Origin of the sequence: Thermogemmatispora carboxidivorans (assembly GCF_000702505.1) — a bacterium.
In the GTDB taxonomy this organism is placed as follows: Bacteria; Chloroflexota; Ktedonobacteria; order Ktedonobacterales; family Ktedonobacteraceae; genus Thermogemmatispora; species Thermogemmatispora carboxidivorans.
Genome location: NZ_JNIM01000001.1, coordinates 3676419 through 3692585 on the forward strand (window position 1 = coordinate 3676419; position 16167 = coordinate 3692585).

General features: G+C 60.7%; 13 protein-coding genes. 7 read left to right on the forward strand and 6 right to left on the reverse strand.

The genetic code is table 11. The annotated features are described in order from the left end of the window. Positions 1 to 17: 17 nt before the first annotated feature. On the reverse strand, positions 18 to 695 hold the full coding sequence (locus N688_RS14395) for an MEDS domain-containing protein (RefSeq protein ID WP_052889927.1): 678 nt from the start codon (positions 693 to 695) through the stop codon (positions 18 to 20). Between the two features lie 443 nt (positions 696 to 1138). Here N688_RS14395 and N688_RS14405 point away from each other — a divergent pair, with 443 nt between their 5' ends. From N688_RS14405 to N688_RS14415, 3 genes are all read left to right on the forward strand, one after another. Next, positions 1139 to 1432, forward strand: a complete 294-nt coding sequence (locus tag N688_RS14405; RefSeq protein ID WP_052889929.1) for a hypothetical protein — start codon at positions 1139 to 1141, stop codon at positions 1430 to 1432. Positions 1433 to 2022: 590 nt separating this feature from the next. Then, positions 2023 to 3135 carry an alpha/beta hydrolase family protein gene (locus N688_RS14410; protein ID WP_052889930.1) on the forward strand — a complete coding sequence of 371 codons (1113 nt, stop codon included), beginning with the start codon at positions 2023 to 2025 and terminating at the stop codon, positions 3133 to 3135. A 31-nt stretch (positions 3136 to 3166) separates the two neighbouring features. After that, a complete protein-coding gene (locus N688_RS14415) occupies positions 3167 to 3499 on the forward strand; it encodes a hypothetical protein (protein WP_052889931.1) in 333 nt (110 codons plus the stop codon). A gap of 345 nt (positions 3500 to 3844) precedes the next feature. Here N688_RS14415 and N688_RS14420 read toward each other — a convergent pair whose 3' ends face one another. From N688_RS14420 to N688_RS14430, 3 genes are all read right to left on the reverse strand, one after another. Beyond that, positions 3845 to 4675 carry a phosphosulfolactate synthase gene (locus tag N688_RS14420; RefSeq protein WP_052889932.1) on the reverse strand — a complete coding sequence of 277 codons (831 nt, stop codon included), beginning with the start codon at positions 4673 to 4675 and terminating at the stop codon, positions 3845 to 3847. Positions 4676 to 4843: 168 nt separating this feature from the next. After that, positions 4844 to 6232 (reverse strand): MmgE/PrpD family protein, encoded by a 1389-nt coding sequence (locus N688_RS14425; protein WP_052889933.1) that lies wholly within the window; start codon positions 6230 to 6232, stop codon positions 4844 to 4846. 67 nt (positions 6233 to 6299) lie between these two features. After that, a complete protein-coding gene (locus N688_RS14430; protein ID WP_052889934.1) occupies positions 6300 to 7184 on the reverse strand; it encodes an IclR family transcriptional regulator in 885 nt (294 codons plus the stop codon). 197 nt (positions 7185 to 7381) lie between these two features. On the opposite strand from N688_RS14430, the gene N688_RS14435 reads away from it, so the two are divergent. The 4 genes from N688_RS14435 (at position 7382) to N688_RS14450 (ending at position 12266) form a co-directional block, all read left to right on the forward strand. Continuing rightward, positions 7382 to 8218: a hypothetical protein gene (locus tag N688_RS14435; protein ID WP_052889935.1), complete on the forward strand. Its 837-nt coding sequence runs from the start codon at positions 7382 to 7384 to the stop codon at positions 8216 to 8218. Between the two features lie 233 nt (positions 8219 to 8451). Further along, positions 8452 to 9219, forward strand: coding sequence for an ABC transporter ATP-binding protein (locus N688_RS14440; protein WP_052889936.1), 768 nt, complete (start codon positions 8452 to 8454; stop codon positions 9217 to 9219). A 100-nt stretch (positions 9220 to 9319) separates the two neighbouring features. Further along, positions 9320 to 10282: a ribokinase gene (locus N688_RS14445; RefSeq protein WP_081838866.1), complete on the forward strand. Its 963-nt coding sequence runs from the start codon at positions 9320 to 9322 to the stop codon at positions 10280 to 10282. 325 nt (positions 10283 to 10607) lie between these two features. Continuing rightward, positions 10608 to 12266 carry a glycoside hydrolase family 10-like protein gene (locus N688_RS14450; RefSeq protein ID WP_162179564.1) on the forward strand — a complete coding sequence of 553 codons (1659 nt, stop codon included), beginning with the start codon at positions 10608 to 10610 and terminating at the stop codon, positions 12264 to 12266. Positions 12267 to 12499: 233 nt separating this feature from the next. Here the strand turns inward: N688_RS14450 and N688_RS14455 are convergent, their stop codons facing one another. Together N688_RS14455 and N688_RS14460 are read right to left on the reverse strand one after the other, a co-directional pair. Continuing rightward, positions 12500 to 14689: an alkaline phosphatase family protein gene (locus tag N688_RS14455; protein ID WP_052889938.1), complete on the reverse strand. Its 2190-nt coding sequence runs from the start codon at positions 14687 to 14689 to the stop codon at positions 12500 to 12502. A gap of 618 nt (positions 14690 to 15307) precedes the next feature. Then, positions 15308 to 15781, reverse strand: coding sequence for a nuclear transport factor 2 family protein (locus tag N688_RS14460; RefSeq protein ID WP_052889939.1), 474 nt, complete (start codon positions 15779 to 15781; stop codon positions 15308 to 15310). Positions 15782 to 16167: the final 386 nt, after the last annotated feature.

Below are 16167 nucleotides of genomic sequence, written 5' to 3' on the forward strand. Positions count from 1 at the left end.
TTGCTCGCCTTCACTCGCTAGTCTCGCCCGCCCCCACGCTCTGGCGATCCCGGCTCTTTTTTCTCTTTCTCCCGATGCATCCGCAGAATCTTGATCATGTACTGCTCGGAGTTCAAATAGTAGGGATTGCGCCGGATGAATTTGCCTACGACGGAGATAGGATGAAGCTTGAGCATCTCCACCACAAGGCTGGGCAACAATTTCCCGTAATCGTAATGCATCAGGGCGATGATGGGCCGGTTCTGAAAGGTAAAGACCGCATCACAGAGGGCCTCGTATTTTAAGAGCTGCTCGGGCGTGGCCAGCTCCCCAGCCAGCCAGGTCATGTCGATCGAGATTCTTACTGCTTTCCAGCCATCACGCAGGGCCTGCGTAATAAAGGTCTGGTGCGTGGATAATAAAAAATAAGGATCAAACCGCTTCCCGTTCGAGAGAAACGGCTCCCGATCGGTGGAGAGGATGAGCTGCCCTTTGGCAATTAAGTCGTCTACGTCAAGCTGCAGCTTCACCAGCTCTTCACGTAACTCTTGCACCTGCGCCGGCGCCGCCGCGAAGAGGCACTTCTCCGATGCGACAATCCCCGCACGTAGCAGCCGGGCTGTAACCCCGGCGATCTCTGTCACTTTGCTGTAGAGCTGACAGATGTGCGAGCTGTATGGAATACGCTCTGACTTGCCATCAACACTCAGGTCCATGCCTATCTCCACACAATGCCGATTCTTAACCAGCTTGCCACCATTAAGCATATCACACCGGAGCGGGATTAGCACATATAGAAGCGTCCACTATTCAGTCAAGAGTAGGAAAGCTCTCCCCAACCCCTCCCATCCTCTTCTTCCTTGCTTGCTTGCTGCTCCCGCCCGATGCCCTTGGTCTTTCTCCTGAAATATTGTACGCAGCTCTGCGACCAGTTGCAGCAGTGGAGCGCTTTCTCCGCGGATCTGTCGCGCCTGGGCCAGTACGGCTTTGCTGGCGGTCGCTTGCTGCGGCTCCCTCATTGATTTCATACTTTATACTATTGGGTGAACGCCTGCCCCGCTCCTCTGCCTGCCCAGAGAGACGAGGTATGGCGCTTGTTCTCGCCTTCTCTTCTCTCGCTTCTATTTTTGCTGGACCTGGTGAAAGGAAGACGACTACGATGCAAGGCACGATTCGTAAGTACCGTATCGATAGCGGTAAGGTGATTACTGTGATCCGGCGCATTCAGGAGGATCTGGTCCCTCTGGTGCGCCGCTTGCCCGGCTTCATGGGCTTCTATGTGCTGAATCGCGAGGACCAGCTGGTGACGATCATTCTCTCGACCGATCCGCGCCAGCTTCGCGAGGCCGATGAGGTGGCTTCCACCTGGATGGGTACGCTGGGTAGCTCCGTGGTGCTCGTCTCGCAAGAGGTGATTACTGGCTCGGTGGTGGTTGAGGCCGCTGCGGACTGAGCAGTTGCTTGGCCGGGAGGGGCGGAGCGTGATGCGTGGTGTGGGCTTTCTCCGGGCAAGTGGGATGGCTCGACGAGAGGATGGGCAGCCGGGTCAAGCCTTGGCTGCCAGGCTCGTTCTGCCCGGAGAAGAAACTGGGCACGCTGTTGCTTGTGGGTGGCCTTTTTCGTTTGAGACTATGAAGTGCGCTGTCGTTCCTGCTTCTGCTTCAGAGGGAGGCGGCCATGTCTATGAGGCCCCCACTACTCCCGCAGCTTTTTGGCTGCCGCTCATTGGCCCGGTCCCCGATCTGGCTTGTGAGTCGCCTCAGTTCGCCACTGTCGTTGTTTTACGCCTGGTCAGGGGGCCGGCCCTTCCCCGCAAGGGCCGGGGGTCTTCCAGTAAGACCAGGGAGCGGGTTGACTTGTGCCCAATCGGAGGCCTCTTCTACTCCCGTGCCCCGGCCTCCAGACAGCCAGCCAGCCGCGACGGCCTCTCCATCCTCCAGAGACTTCGCAGAGCCTGCTCTTTCGCCCGCCTCTTCCCCCCAACCACCCCGTAGAAGGTCAGCCCTCGGACCTCGCCTAGCTCAGGGCTGGCTGGTGACCCTGATGCTGCTCGGTCTCTTGCTTTCACTCACTCCCTGGGGACGGGCCGCCCTGCGCACAGGGCTGCTGCTGCCAGCTCTGCTGAGTGTTTCGCAAGGACCTGCCTACTCGCTCTTCGGCGAACCAATCCGCTTTACTCGTACCACTCTCTCTTCCGCCGCTACTGGTCTTGTGTATGTGGATCTGTATGCCCCTACTGATTCCTCTCCTGTGTTTCCAGGAGGCCGCCAGGCTGTGGTGGTCATCGCTGGTCTGGGTGATAATCGCGCCGATGTCCAGCTGGTGAACTTTGCACGCTCGCTGGCGAGCGATGGGATGGTGGTAGCCATTGTTGGGACGCCAGCCTTGTTTGACTTTGTGCTCCGTCGTGCGGATAGCGCTGCGGTGGTGCAGGTCTTTGAGCTGCTGGCCCGGCGCTCCGATGTCGACCCTTCACACATCGGTTTGGTCGGCTTCAGCGCTGGCAATGCTCTGGCGTGCTTCGCGGCTGCTGATCCGCGTATTCGCCGTCAGGTGGCCTTTGTGCTCTCCTTCGGCGGCTTCTTTGAGGCTACAACGCTGCTACAGGCTATCGCTACTCATCAGCTACAGGTTGATGGTCGAACACAGTCGTGGACACCGTACTATGTACCTCTGCAGGCGCTGGCTCACACGCTGGGCACTATTCTCCCTGCTCACGAGGCTGCTCTTTTGCGCTCCGCTTTCGCTCAGAACGGCAGACCGCTGACTGCGACGGAGCTGAAGCAGCTCTCTCCCAGTACTCGCGCAGCCTACCATCTGTTGGCCGGCGATCAGCCAGGGCAGGTGACGGAGAATCTGGCCGCCCTCTCTCCACAGATGCGGGCGTTGCTCGCTCAGCTTTCACCGGCGAGCGTGGTGACTGCAATCGCGGCTCCGATCTTCTTGCTGCACGACCGCAGCGATGCCTATGTCCCGTTTACGGAGACACGCGCCTTTGCTAGCGCCCTCCAGCGCCTGCATCATCCCTACGATATGGCCGAGTTTGGCATTTTTCAGCACGTTGAGGTGCGAAGTGGCCTCAGTCCGCTGCAAGTGCTTGGCGATAGCAGTCGCCTGGCAACCATTGTCTGGAAGATTACGCTCGTCGGCTCGTGAGAGAGACAGAGGCAGAGGAGGTTTGCGTACGATGACGCTCTGGCTGGCACTGGCTTTGACTGGTCTCTGGCTGCTGATCGGGCTGTTCTGCGGTCTGCTGGGCTGCGTGGCTCACCCGCGTTGGCGTCAGGCTGGCTGGCGCTTCTGGTTGTTGCTCTTGGGGCTGGCAATGGCCGGAGCAGTGCTTTCGGCCTGGCCAGCGATCTGGCTGCTGGGAAGGCTGGCAGCGAGCGCGCTGGCGCTCGGCTGCTCTGCGCTGGTGACGCTGGCAGTGCCCCCCTGGTTAACCTCTCATTTCACGCTCGCTGCTGCTGGGAAGCAGAGACCTCCCAAGGAGAGGCAGCCCCAGGAGCCTGCTGGCTGAAGATGGAGGGAGCGGGCGACGAGAAGGCCTGTCCGGCACTCCTCTCCTGCCAGGTCGCCCGCTCGGCTCGTTCTCCTCTTTCTTTTGCCTCCTTCCGAAAACGGTAATAGCAGATGTCTTCTTCCTGACTACTCCGCTGGCAGCCTGGAGAAGACGGTGCTTCCGCCTTCAGGGCGCTCTGCTATGATTTCCAAGGAGCGAGCAGGTACGTGACGGTAACCGCAGAGGGCAAGGCCACCCAACCTTTCAAAGAAGGAGGGCTGACATCGTCTAGCCCGCTGCAGATGAGTCTCTGCCTCTGCCGCCGCTCAGCAGTCAGGCGGCGGGCGCAGACAGGTACAGGCTTCAGAATTGGTCGCCTTTGTAGGTAAGGATGCGACCCCAGACGCTCTTCGTGCCCCAGATACCCGAGCGCAGGCACTCCAGCTGCACGATCTGGCTGTGATCGACGAAGAGGTTGACCTCGGGACCGTAGTTTTTGATGTACCAGGTGAAGACCTCGGGGTCGGCGGCCTCGAACATTACTTTCTCAAGACCGAGCTCGGCGATGATTCTGGCTACGGCATCGGTTCGCCAGGTCTTGACGTTCTCCGTGATCCCCTCGGACTCGATCATGATCATGTAGGCCCCTGCCTCCAGGAAGCGCCTGGCCTGAGTAATGGCCCACCCCACGTCACGTGTTCCCTCGGCCTCCAGCTCCTCAACGCTGGTCGCCCCACCAGCGCCGAATTGGATGCCCACCTCGGGCTTGGCCTTGAGACCCTCCTTCTGGACCTTCTCTACCAGGCGCAGCCAGTCATCAATGGGGATGGTAATGAAGCCACCGGAGATCTCAATAATGTCAAAGCCCAGATCGCGGCACTCTTTAATATAGCGATCCACTGCTTGCGCCCCTTGGGTGAGGACATACTCGATGAAACCGCCGGTCGAGACCAGCACATTGTAGCGGTGGGCGGTCTCGTTCAGCTCGCGTACCGCCTTGGGCGGCATCAGGGTGAACGAGCCGCCGGCGTACTTGAGCGAGTCGACGTACTCGCCCATTGTCTCCAGCACGTCCTCCAGGTAGCGCTTCCCCATCGCCGTGTAGTAGGGGCCGCGAATCTCCGTAATACCGCGCGTCCGCGGCTTGCTCTGCCGCTCATTCATGCGTAAGAAGGTAAAACCACGCTCTGCCATTGTCTCCCTCCTTGTCTGATCGCTCGCTGACTACTGCCTGGCAGGTTTGCTGGCCTGCCACGAGGGCTAGCGCGGCACAGGTGAGCCGCAGCGCAGGCCAGCACACCAGGCCAGTCTTCTGACTGGTTTTCTGGCTGCTGGCCTGCCTGGCCTGGCGCTCGGCACGCGTTAGAGGGCTGGCCCGCCAGAGGCCGGCAGGCGGACCTGAGCCAATAAGGCCGTGAGCTGGCGCACTGGCACCTCATCCAGATGCTGCACTGTCTCAGCAATGGAGCGCCGCAGCTCGCCGTCGGTGGCGGGTGCTGCCAGACTCTCAAACTTCTCCAGGGCCTGCTCCCAGCTCAACGGGCGGCTGTAGAAGCCCGGATAGTCGGCAATGTCCAGATCATAGCGCCGCCCATCGGTCAGCAGAACCCGGATGCGACAAGGCATCTCGGCAGGGAAGCGAGCGCTGAGATCGTCAGCGGGCCGCACCTCGATCTTGCGCAGCAGGGTCTGCACATCGCTGGCTGCGATGCGCTCGGGGCGATACTGCTCGGGGGTCACCTTGCCATCGAGCAGGGCCACCGCCACCATGTAGTGGAGACTATGATCAGCCTCCTCCTTGGTGCGCACAATGCGCTTGTCTCCCTCTTCTCCGCCGCCAATAATATGATAGGCGACATCGAAGGTCTCGATCTCGATGCGCTCGATCTGATCGGCGCGCAATTGATGCTGCGCGCGTAGCTGGAGAATACCCTCCAGGGTCGGCTGAGAATGGAACTCAGCATTGTACTTTTTGATGCTGGTACGCCGGACAATCTCCAGATCTTCGCGCGACCAGTCGATCGTAAAGCGTCCGGCGATGCTCTCCATAAAGCCCTTATTCCCTTCGAAGACCTCAGCCGGCCCGGTCATGCCACGCATTGCCAGGAACGTGGCGTGAGTCGCAGCATGGGCGACCGCCGGGTAAGCCATGCCTTTCCAATGGGAGATGCTCCCCGTGCGGGTGACGCGCAGGGCATTGTAGGCGGTACCGCTGATGGCAATGGCATTGGCCGTACGCTGGGCATCGAGGCCCAGGGCGCGCGAGACGCCAGCTGCCACGGCATAGGTACCCTCGACGGTATGGTCAAAGCCCTTCGCTCGGACCGGCGCCACTTCTGACAGCCGGCACTGCACTTGATAGGCCACCGCCAGGGCCGTCAAGAGGTCCTTGCCACCGCGATCAGCATATTCGCTGGCCGCCAGGACAGCCCCCAGATTATCGCTGGGATGGCAGCTCTCCCCTTTGGCAATAAAGGTATCGTTATAGTCGAGATAGCGCACCAGAGCGGCATTGTAGAAAGCCGCCCGGTCGGGCGCCGTGCGGCCTCCCGCAATCAAGGTCGACAGCGGATTGCCCCCGAAGTCTTTGATCTGCTCGCGCAAAATAGCCAGAGGTCGCCCCTCCAGGGCCCCAATGGCACACCCCAGCGAGTCGAGCACGCGAATCTTTAACTCACGGCGCGCCTCCGCCGAGAGATCCTCATAGCTGCTGCGTACCACAAAGTTCGCTAGCTCTTCAACGAGCGTCATGGTTGCTGACCTCCTTCCCAATGCCAGTACTCTCAAAAAGAGTGACTGGTTTCATCTGCGCCTTCACTCAAGGGTTGGGCGACTCAGCGCCGACACCGTTGTGGCGCTGGTAACGCTGTTCTTGCCGCTCTGAGCCTGCCATACTGGCAAGGCCAAGGCCGGCGGCACTGGCGGTATGCCCCATATCGTAGGAGGCACGTCGCGCGGCTTCACAGACCAGGGGGATCGCGCGCTCCCGTTGCTCTGGCCCGAGACGCGCGGCGGGCGCGACAAGTGTCAGGGCCGCCACTACCTGGCCACTCCGATCAAAGATGGGCGCAGCCAGGCCCGCCACTCCGGCAACCCGCTCTCCTTCACTGTAGGCCCACCCCTGGCGCCGCACCCTCTCCAGCTCGGCCCAAAAGACTCCCTCATCCCAACTCCTTTCGCCAGCCGTCCGCTCGCTGTCAAAGCGCTCGCGGCTGGCACGTGCCAGCGCCAGGCGGTCTTCATCAGGGAGCCAGGCCAGCAAGACCTTACCGGCAGCACCACGATGGAGTGGCAGCGGGGCCCCAATCTCGGCAAAGGGACGCAAATTGTGGGGGCTGCGCACCACCTCGATGACAACCCTGGTCTCGTGCTGGCGAATGTGCAGCTCGGCATTCTCCCCCGTCTGGCCGTTGAGCCAGGTGAGGTGGGGCAGGGCCTGCCTGCGTACGTCAATGCTTTCAGCAACTAGCAAGCCAAGACGCAGCAGAGTCAGCCCTAAACGAAAGCGTGAGCCTTCTTTCATGAGTAGCCCATGCTCGGCAAGGGCCTGAGCCAGCCGATAGACAGTTGGAAGCGGTAGCCCGGTCCTCTCGGCAATCTCCTGGGGCAGAAGAGCGCTCTCCCCCCGCGGAAAGGCCTCTAGAATGGCCATCGCCTTGTCCAAGACCCCTACCCGTGTCGCATGCGCCTCCTCTGAGGGCATTCCTTCAGCGCCTCCTTTCCATATAGTGGAATATCATCCACATAATGGACAATTTAGTATAGCACGGGACGGCTGGCCTGTCAAATGGAGCGCAGTCGCGATCTCTCGACGCTGGCGTCGCCCCTTTGCTATAATGGGGCCGGTAAGGGCAGACCTGAGTGGCGATATCGCCTGCAAGCAGCAGAAGGAGCATCGTGATGAGCATTCTGGAAAGCATTCAGCATGGGCTGGAAAAGGCAGCCCAGCAAGCAGCTCGCCTGGCCCGTATTCAACAGCTGCAGCTGGTGCTGAATGATCTGAGCTACAAGGCCAGTCTGGAGCACCGGACGCTGTCCAACCAGGTTATGGAATTGTATTTCAACGGGAAGCTGAGCCAGGGCGAGCTGGTGCCACTCTGTCAGAATCTCGCCACCCTGGAGCAGCACATCAAAGAAATCCAGCAGGAGCTGGAGCGCCTGCATGGCGAGGGACAGGAAGAGGCGGGCGGCGCGCCCGCGGCAGCGTCAGAGCCGCTGCCCGCTGGTCCTTCGGCCAGTAGCCCAGCTTCCCCTGCGGCCTATCCGGCGTATTCTCCGCCATTTCCCCCAGTAGCGACCTATCCCGTCGGCGGGCCGGTCGCCTACCCGCCACCATTAGCTACGCCCACGGCAACAGGACCTGTACCCACCCCCGGTTATGCCCCACCGGGTTTCGCTCCCCCAATGGGGGGCCTTCCCGCTGCAGCCGCTGTGCCTACCAGCGACGGGACCACCGTCGTGGCCCCTCCGCCAGGGCCTGAGAGTGCAGCTATGCCAGCTTCTGGCCCCGATCCCGCCACCGCCACAACTCCCGCCGTGCAGGTGGTGCCCTCAACCGCTCCCGGCCTAGGAGGCCCTCCAGCGCCACCGACGCCGACAGTTGTTCCGCCATTGGGGGCCTTGCCGGAAAGTGCTCTGAGAGCAGCCCCAGCAGGACAGCCCTGGCCCACCTCTGTCGCAAATCCAGAAGAGGCAGCCAGACCCGGCTCTTCTCCGCGAGAGCCTCACCAGCCGTAGCTGGCGCAGCAGTCAGCAGGCTGGCCCTACCAGACCATACCAGACCACGCCGGTGGCGGCCCTCCACCCCCGGTCAGTGAGAGGAGGCAATCCTTGCCGCTCGTGACGCCTGCCCTTGCGTTTGAGGCCGGCCCGCGCTACACTGACTGAGTGAGAAAGCCCTGCCCTCTTCTCTTCCAGGAGCGAGAGCAAGCAAGAGAGTGAGCAGCCTGCAAGTGAGAAGGAAAAGGAGCATGTCCAGCAAGGAGATTCTCAGCTTACCAGGACAAGAGGAGCTGATTGTCGAGGCTATCGACGTGCGTAAGGACTACGGAGAAGGGGCGCTCAGGGTCCAGGCACTGCGCGGGATTAGCCTCCAAATCCGCCGGGGCGAGGTTGTCGCTATTATGGGGCCAAGCGGTTGCGGGAAGACAACGCTGCTGAATTGCCTCAGTGGTCTGGATCGGGCCACCTCTGGCACTATTCGCATTGCAGGCCAGGATATTCAGGAATTAACGGATAATGAGCTGACTACCTTTCGCGCTCGCTCAATGGGCTTTATCTTCCAGAACTACAATCTGTTGCCAGTGTTGACGGCTCTGGAGAATATCGAATTGCCGCTGCTGGTGAGTGGAGTGCCAGCTCGTGAAGCCCGCGCGCGGGCCCTGGCCAGTATCGAGGAGGTCGGACTGAGCCGCTGGGCCCGCCATCGCCCGGCTGAGATGAGCGGCGGACAGTGCCAGCGAGTGGCGATCGCTCGCGCTCTGGCCACTCGCCCGGCTATCGTCTGGGCCGATGAGCCAACGGGAGCGCTGGACAGCGAGGCCAGTCAAGAGATCCTTGACTTGATGCTCTCGCTCAATCGCGACCAAGGACTGACTTTTGTCTGGGTCTCGCACGCCCTGGAGGTCGCACGTCGGGCCCAGCGCTTGATCACGATGCGCGATGGACGCATCGAAGACGATCGTTCGCTCGTCGCTTCCCATGCCGACGAAGCCTGGCTTTGCGATCAACCCGACTGAGACAGCATTTACATCTTGCACGCCTGTCCTCTATAATAGAGAGGTCTTTCGACACGCAGGCAGGCCGGCAAGCGGCCAAAGGGATTGAGGGGGTCCTCCTATGGGTAGAGTCATTGTTCTTGGCAGCCTGATGACCGACCTGGTAGCCCGCGCACCTCGCTTCCCCTTCCCCGGGGAGTCCTTGATCGGTGAGGAGTTCGCGATGTTCATCGGCGGCAAAGGCTTCAATCAAGCGGTAACCGCTGCTCGCCTCGGCGCTCAGACAAGCCTGATCGGCAATGTCGGCCAGGATGCCTTCGGCGATGCCTTCTTCCCCGCACTGGCCGCCGAAGGCGTCGATTGCACCTACGTCAGCCGCGATACAACTACTGGTACAGGCGTAGGCTGCGTGACGGTGGCGACCGAGATCGGCCAGAATGCGATCGTCGCTCTGCCACGCGCGAATTTGACTCTGTCGGCGGAGACGGTGCGACAGGCGATGGAGGCATTGCTCAGCTCGGGAGAGGCAGCCGCTATGACTCCGCCCGGCGTTTTTCTGACTCAGTGCGAGACAAGCATCGAGACCATCGTTACGGCCTTGCTCCAGGCACACGAGGCCGGCTTCGTGACCATCCTTAACGCCGCTCCCATCCCCCAGGAAATACTGCCCGCCGAGCTTTTCAGGCTGGTGGATATTCTGGTGGTGAATGAGATCGAGGCCAGTTTCCTGGCCGGCCTGACCGTCGATACGGCGATGACAGCGAAAACTGCAGCCGAACGCTTGCTAGAGCGCGGCCCTGAGCATGTGATTATTACGCTGGGGGCACTGGGCGCAACCTGGTGCACACATGGCGAGAATGGCGCGCCACCTTTCCATCGCTGGCAGCGCGCTTTTAATGTGCAGCAGATCGATCCGACTGGCGCCGGCGACGCCTTCTGCGGAGCTTTGGCCGCTCGCCTTTCAATGGGCGCCCCCCTCGAGGAGGCACTCCGCTGGGCCAACGCCGCAGGCGCTATCACGGTGACACGCAAGGGCGCTTTGCCTTCTCTGCCTACACGGACTGAGGTCGAAGCTCTGCTGTAGCGTCCACCTTCGCCCTCTATTTCTATTTCCTTCCTTGCCGGCTCCCTTGGCAGCCAGCCTTTGAGCACGACAGCAACCGGCTCGCATTTCTCCGCGCCTGGCTTCTCTCTAGCCCTTTTTCTTTCAACTTCTCTTGCCCCTCGGCCTGCTTTCTGTCTCTCTTTAGCTAATGATTTCGATATAGATCCTTATATTATTGAATTGAAGAAGTTGATTTTACAATCAGCAAGAAGTGCGCTACAATACCCCTGCATATTGCTACTATTGTCTACATCAATCTCAGCGTAGAAGGGAGAGGCAGCAAATGGGCAAAGGTGGGAGTGGCTTGGGAGCTTATGGGTACCTGCACTGGGTGGCAGGGGTGCTGTTCTGGCTGGTGAGTTCGCTGCCGTTGAGTCCGGCTCTGGGCAGGGCCAGTCTACCTGCGGTGCAAGTGCAGGCGCAGAGCTGGCATCGGGAAGGGGCCGGCGCCTGGTCGTGCTCCCCTTCGTCAACGACGGGAGCGCCGCGTCGACAGTTGCGTGGGGTCTGGATCGCTACGGTGGCCAATCTGGACTGGCCTTCACGCCCGGGTCTGCCCACCGCCGTGCAGCAGAAAGAAGGACGGCGCTTGCTTGACCAGGTAAGGGCCTTGGGCTTCAATGCGGTGTTTGTGCAGGTACGCCCGCTTGGGGACGCTTTCTATCCGTCGCGCTACGCTCCCTGGTCAGCCTACCTGAGCGGCGTTCAGGGACGCAGCCCTGGTTACGATCCGCTGGGGTTCCTGCTGAGCGAGGCTCACCGGCGTAACCTGGAGTTCCACGCCTGGCTGAACCCGTTTCGCGTCAGCTTTCACGACAATCTCGCCGCCCTGGCGCCGACGAATCCCGCGCGGCAGCATCCCGCGTGGGTCGTACACTATGCCGGGGCCCTCTACTTGAATCCGGGCCTGCCTGCTGTACGTCGGCTCCTGGCAGCTACGGTTGAAGAGCTGGTGCGCCGCTACGATGTTGACGGCGTTCACCTGGATGATTATTTCTACCCCTATCCAGTGGGAAAGCTGCCGTTTCCAGATAGCGAGACCTATCGCCAGTACGGCGCCGGTCGCTATCACTCGATCGCCGATTGGCGACGCGCGAACGTGAACGAGCTGATCGCTACCCTGAGCCAGACGATCCACCGCCTGCGTCCAGCCGTCAAGTTCGGCGTGAGTCCTTTCGGGGTCTGGCGCAACCGCCGCAGCGATCCGTCAGGATCGGCAACTGAGGCCGCAGTGACAAGCTACGATTCGCTCTATGCAGATACCCGTACCTGGATCAGACATGGCTGGCTGGATTATATTGCCCCCCAGTTGTATTGGCCCATTGGCTTTCGCCGCGCTGAGTACACTACGCTCGTGCGCTGGTGGGTCCATGAGGTAGAGGGTTGGCCGGTTCATCTTTACATTGGGCAGGCAGCTTATAAGATCGGGAGCGGTGGCCCCTGGAGCGATGCAGAGGAGATGCCACGCCATCTGCGTTTTGACCTGGGCTTTGCAGCGGTCAAAGGCGAGATCTTCTTTCGTGTGAGGTCGGTACTGGCCGATCCGCTCGGCTTTGCCCGGCGCTTGCGCACAGCGATCTATCGCCATCCCGCGCTGATCCCTGTGATGTCCTGGTTGGGTGGCAGCCCTCCAGCGACTCCCAGAGCTTTACAGGCCCAGTTGCAGCCCCAGGGGACGAGTAGATGGAGCGTAACGCTGCGCTGGCAGGATGGCCCCACTGGTCAGGTTGCAACGACTTACTATGCGATCTATCGCCTGGATGGCGTGGCCTCCCCTGATCCATGCGCGCTGAAGACTCCTACTGCCCTACTGGCAACCCAGCGGGGCCTTGGCGCGGATTGGCAGGTCTTTGTCGACCAGCTCGCTCCCCCGGAGACGCTCTATACTTACTATGTGACAGCGCTGGACCGCCTGCATCACGAAAGCCCTCCCAGCACCGCCCTGGTGGTCCATCTCCCATGAGAGGGACGAGCGTTGTCACTCAGGGGCGCCTCTCTCTCTGCCCAGCCTGGCGCTGTGCGTGAGGGCGAAGCGGGAGGAGCAGCCCCGCCGCGCCAGGCTGTGTCGCCCGACGCGCAGAGAGGCCCTGGCCTGGTGAGAGCAGAGCGGCTGAGAGGGAGCACGTCGGCACATTACCTTTGCGTTCGTAGCCCATTCAGTCGCCGTTCACCAGGGCCAGGGTAGGCTCGAGGGGGCTAATGGGAGCGCCGGGTCGTCAGGCTACGGGCGCGTTGGAGCAGATTGTTGCCTTTTGCCACCAGGGTAGCCGTGCGGGCCGGGGTGAGCTTTGCCGCGGCTTGCTGTCCGCTGCCACCGAACTCGGCTCCCTCCAGGATGGTCAGAAGCTCGTCGGCCAGGGCATTGCGCTGCGCTGTCAGCAGCTGGAGCTGAGACGCCATGCGGGTATAGGTGCTGTCGTTGTCGGGGCTGCCGCTCTCCAGCGCTAGGGTGGAGATGCGCAGTGTGCTCAAAGCAAGGTCACCTACGGGCGCATCGATGCGCTTGAGGAGTTGACCAAGCTGGAGAAGCAGGCCTCGACTGCGCCGCACTGTCGGCGGGAGGGCACTGTCGTCCAGCGCTTCGATAAGAACTCGTCCATCATGACGGTAGTCGTCTTTGAGGCCGAGCAGCTCCATCATGGTGGGACGAATGTCGGCGTGATCGGCCCAGATGCTGTTGTTGCGGCCAAGATGGCGCACGCCAGGTCCAACCAGCCCCAGCCAGGTACGGTTGATGTCGGGGGCAATATCTCCGTGGTTCCAGGCGTAGGTGGGCACGACCTGGACACAGGGTGTGTTGCAGTTGGCTGGCCCAGCGTAGATGTAGTAGTCGGGATTGGCAAACCAGACAAAGGTAGGGGTCCGGGCCGGGTCGGCGGTGACCATGTGGAGTAGCTTCATCTCGATAGGATCAGCCATGTATTGGGTGAGCTGCTCTGTTTTGCCCGTGATGGGGTTAACAGCGGAGAGTTTGCCGGTGGCTCGCTCAAAGGCTCGCGTCACTGGATCGCTGCGCCCCGGGTTGCCAGTGATGTAGATTGCGGGAGCAGAGTCGGCGTGAAGCTGGAAAGGAGTGGTCACGCCTTGCTGGGTGGCCAGCAGGCCCGCCATGTTGACGTTGATTTCGCCAATGACGCTGTAGTTACAGGGGAGAGTGATGCCGTCGCAGTCCGCCGGGGTCGGTGGCCCGCCGACGAAATGGTCGCCTTCGTCAGCGGTGATGACAAAAAGGGTGTTGGCAGGCGTGATGCCGTCTTGCTCTAACCGCTGGAAGAAGCGGGCAAAGGCTTGATCATAGGCGCGCAGGGCTGCAACGTAGCCCGCCTGACCAGGCCCAAAGGCCGGCCCCCCAGGGTGTTTGTCATGTACATCGGAGATGTAGGCGTAGGTGATCGGGACACCGTGCTCTTGCATGGCGGCTACATAGGCGAGACTGACGCTGGCGCTCATGCCATCAAAGCCGGGAAAGCCGATGTGCCCCTGGGAGTCCTGGATGATGTGCCCGTCAAGGTCAGTGAGTGGCCCGTCAGGACTGATCTGGGAGACGACGTATTTGTGGCCGAAGAGGGCCTGGTAGCCTTGATAGCCCCCAGGTTCGTCAGGCAGAAGATCAGGTTTGCCGCTATGCTCAGCCGAGCATAGCGGGCTGTTGAGGGCACAGTGAATGCTGATGCCTACGAAATCAGCAGAGGCCTGGGCTGGATTGGCTTTGACTTCGCTGGCTTCCGGTGAGTCAGCCCCGAAGACCGTGGGGATGTCAGCCCCGATGTTCTCCAGGACCATGTTGGCCGCCCCAACTCCCCCAACATTACAGCCAGCTCGCGTGTAGGGCACCCACGGCGCAGGGGCATTGACTCCTAGCTCGTTGAGCATGTTGTAGGTGGTGTCGGTCGGCGCCGGGTTGCTGGGATCGTAAAGGGGATCAGTCCAGTAGGCAAAGGCAGAGGCCGGGCTGCTGGTCCCGTCAGGATTGAAATAGCGATAGCTGTTGCTGACCGCTACTCCGTGACGATCTGGGTAAACACCGGTGAGTGAGGTGAGAATGTTGGTGCCAGTGTGGGCAATCAGAGGCGTGTGGTTGTTAGAGAGCATGACGCCGTTGCTCTCGATAAAGTTGAGGAGATGGGGCATCTGCTCTAAATCAGAGGGAACATTAGGGTTGTCCCTCATCAGATGCACATTGTCAAATTGGATGTAGATGACGTGCTTGATGCCGTTTTTGAGACGACAGGTCGCATCACTCTCGCTCATCGCTACAGCCGCGGTACCAGCAGGCTTCACCGCCGGTAGCAGGATGCCGATGACGAGGAGAAGCAGACAGCTCGCTTCGATGAGGCGGAAGCGTCCCCCCACGGGGTTGCGCTGGGACCAGGTGCGATGACACATAGGTTCCTCCTTTATCGCTGCAGGTCCACCGGTTGGTCGGTCGATTGGCAGACAAGAACAGCATGGCAGCAACTCGCTCCTCGCAGCACGGGTAAGGTCCTCCTCCGCCACCCAGTCGCTGGGTGCGGCCCGGACGCTGACCTCCCTTCCCCGCCACGTTCTGCCCTGTCCTTGCGCTTCCAGTGTTGAGAGCCTGTCAGGTGGCACTCCTGACAGAGAGGCCTCCTCAAGTCGCGTTCCTCTCGACTCTCCGAGGAGATGCAATTAGAGTATAGCACTCTATTGAATAGATATCAATGATCTAAATGGCAAAGTGTTAAGAATATGTAAAATAGAGACATTCATGCAAGTCCATAAGAGGGGAAGGGGAGACCTAACCCAGGAAGAAGGCTCAGGTTGGAGAAGAGCACCGCTAGCTCGGATCACACTCAGCTCGTTGACTACTCTGCCTGATCAATCGGGGCCGTGAGTCTACGCCGAGGTGCGTTAGTTAGTCGGTCAGCGAGTTGGCCGGCTGGCTGGCTAGTCTCACAGGCTTCCTGAATGAGAAGCACAGCACGCCTGGAAGAAAGCCAGTACCCCGATGGCTCTCTGACTGGGGTTGCTCCGCTTCAAGGCTTAGAGCCTGAAGGGGAGCCAGCGCAGAGGGGGAAAGACCTGCTCGACGATCGCAAAATGATCGTAGTAGTCGCTCTGCCGCAGGATCAGACCGCTTCTGACCAGGAAGATGCTGACGCCATCGACTTGAAAAGGGCGCGAGAGCCAGGATTGCTTCAGGAGACGCGGCGTTTTGCCGGAGGCGATCCAACAGACTACCGCCTGCCCCTCTCCAAAGAAACGGCGCGTCGGCGTATACTGGATAGTCGGCATACTGCTGAACCGCTGACTAAACCAGTGCGCAATCTCTTGATGGCCGCGACGCGCATGGCGCATACCGGTGTCAAAGAGTTCAGCGCTCTCATGATAGAGGGCAATGAGTTCATCAACGTCGTGAGCATTGAAGGCGACGACCCAGCGATTGATAAGAATAGGCAGCTCCATACCTCCAGGCGTAGGGCCGCCGTGCTCAAAGCCGTCCCGGTTGGTTCGCACGCCACGTTCTCCTCTGCTTCTCTCTGGCTGGCTGCTCTCAGATGGTGGCATCCTCGTGCTCTGTATTGTAGCGCAGGAGGACGCTAAGGACAAATACTCTGGTCAATGGAAGTGGGAACTGCGTCGGATGTGGCTGGTTGGCGCCTCTCTTTGCCTGCCTATCCGCCGATCGCCCTCGCTGACCTCCTCTACCGGGCGAACAAGGCCCGATCAAGACCAAAGCCAGGAGAAAGCGGAGAGCGAGAAGACACAAGCCTCACCGGTCGCCGCTCTTTTCGCCAACGGGGGAGAAGAGAGGAGATTGCCACGCTCATGCTGTCCAGGCACAGTGCTGAGGGGAGTCCCTCGCTGGATGAGGGTGTGATGACTGGAAACTGGGATACGAT

Bases quoted from the DNA above. Each gene is read 5' to 3' on its own strand.
- N688_RS14410 (WP_052889930.1), top strand. From the start codon at position 2,023: ATGCTGCTCGGTCTCTTGCTTTCACTCACTCCCTGGGGACGGGCCGCC.
- N688_RS14425 (WP_052889933.1), bottom strand. From the start codon at position 6,232: ATGACGCTCGTTGAAGAGCTAGCGAACTTTGTGGTACGCAGCAGCTAT.
- N688_RS14430 (WP_052889934.1), bottom strand. From the start codon at position 7,184: ATGCCCTCAGAGGAGGCGCATGCGACACGGGTAGGGGTCTTGGACAAG.
- N688_RS14405 (WP_052889929.1), top strand. From the start codon at position 1,139: ATGCAAGGCACGATTCGTAAGTACCGTATCGATAGCGGTAAGGTGATT.
- N688_RS14415 (WP_052889931.1), top strand. From the start codon at position 3,167: ATGACGCTCTGGCTGGCACTGGCTTTGACTGGTCTCTGGCTGCTGATC.
- N688_RS14435 (WP_052889935.1), top strand. From the start codon at position 7,382: ATGAGCATTCTGGAAAGCATTCAGCATGGGCTGGAAAAGGCAGCCCAG.
- N688_RS14455 (WP_052889938.1), bottom strand. From the start codon at position 14,689: ATGTGTCATCGCACCTGGTCCCAGCGCAACCCCGTGGGGGGACGCTTC.
- N688_RS14445 (WP_081838866.1), top strand. From the start codon at position 9,320: ATGGGTAGAGTCATTGTTCTTGGCAGCCTGATGACCGACCTGGTAGCC.
- N688_RS14420 (WP_052889932.1), bottom strand. From the start codon at position 4,675: ATGGCAGAGCGTGGTTTTACCTTCTTACGCATGAATGAGCGGCAGAGC.
- N688_RS14440 (WP_052889936.1), top strand. From the start codon at position 8,452: ATGTCCAGCAAGGAGATTCTCAGCTTACCAGGACAAGAGGAGCTGATT.
- N688_RS14395 (WP_052889927.1), bottom strand. From the start codon at position 695: ATGGACCTGAGTGTTGATGGCAAGTCAGAGCGTATTCCATACAGCTCG.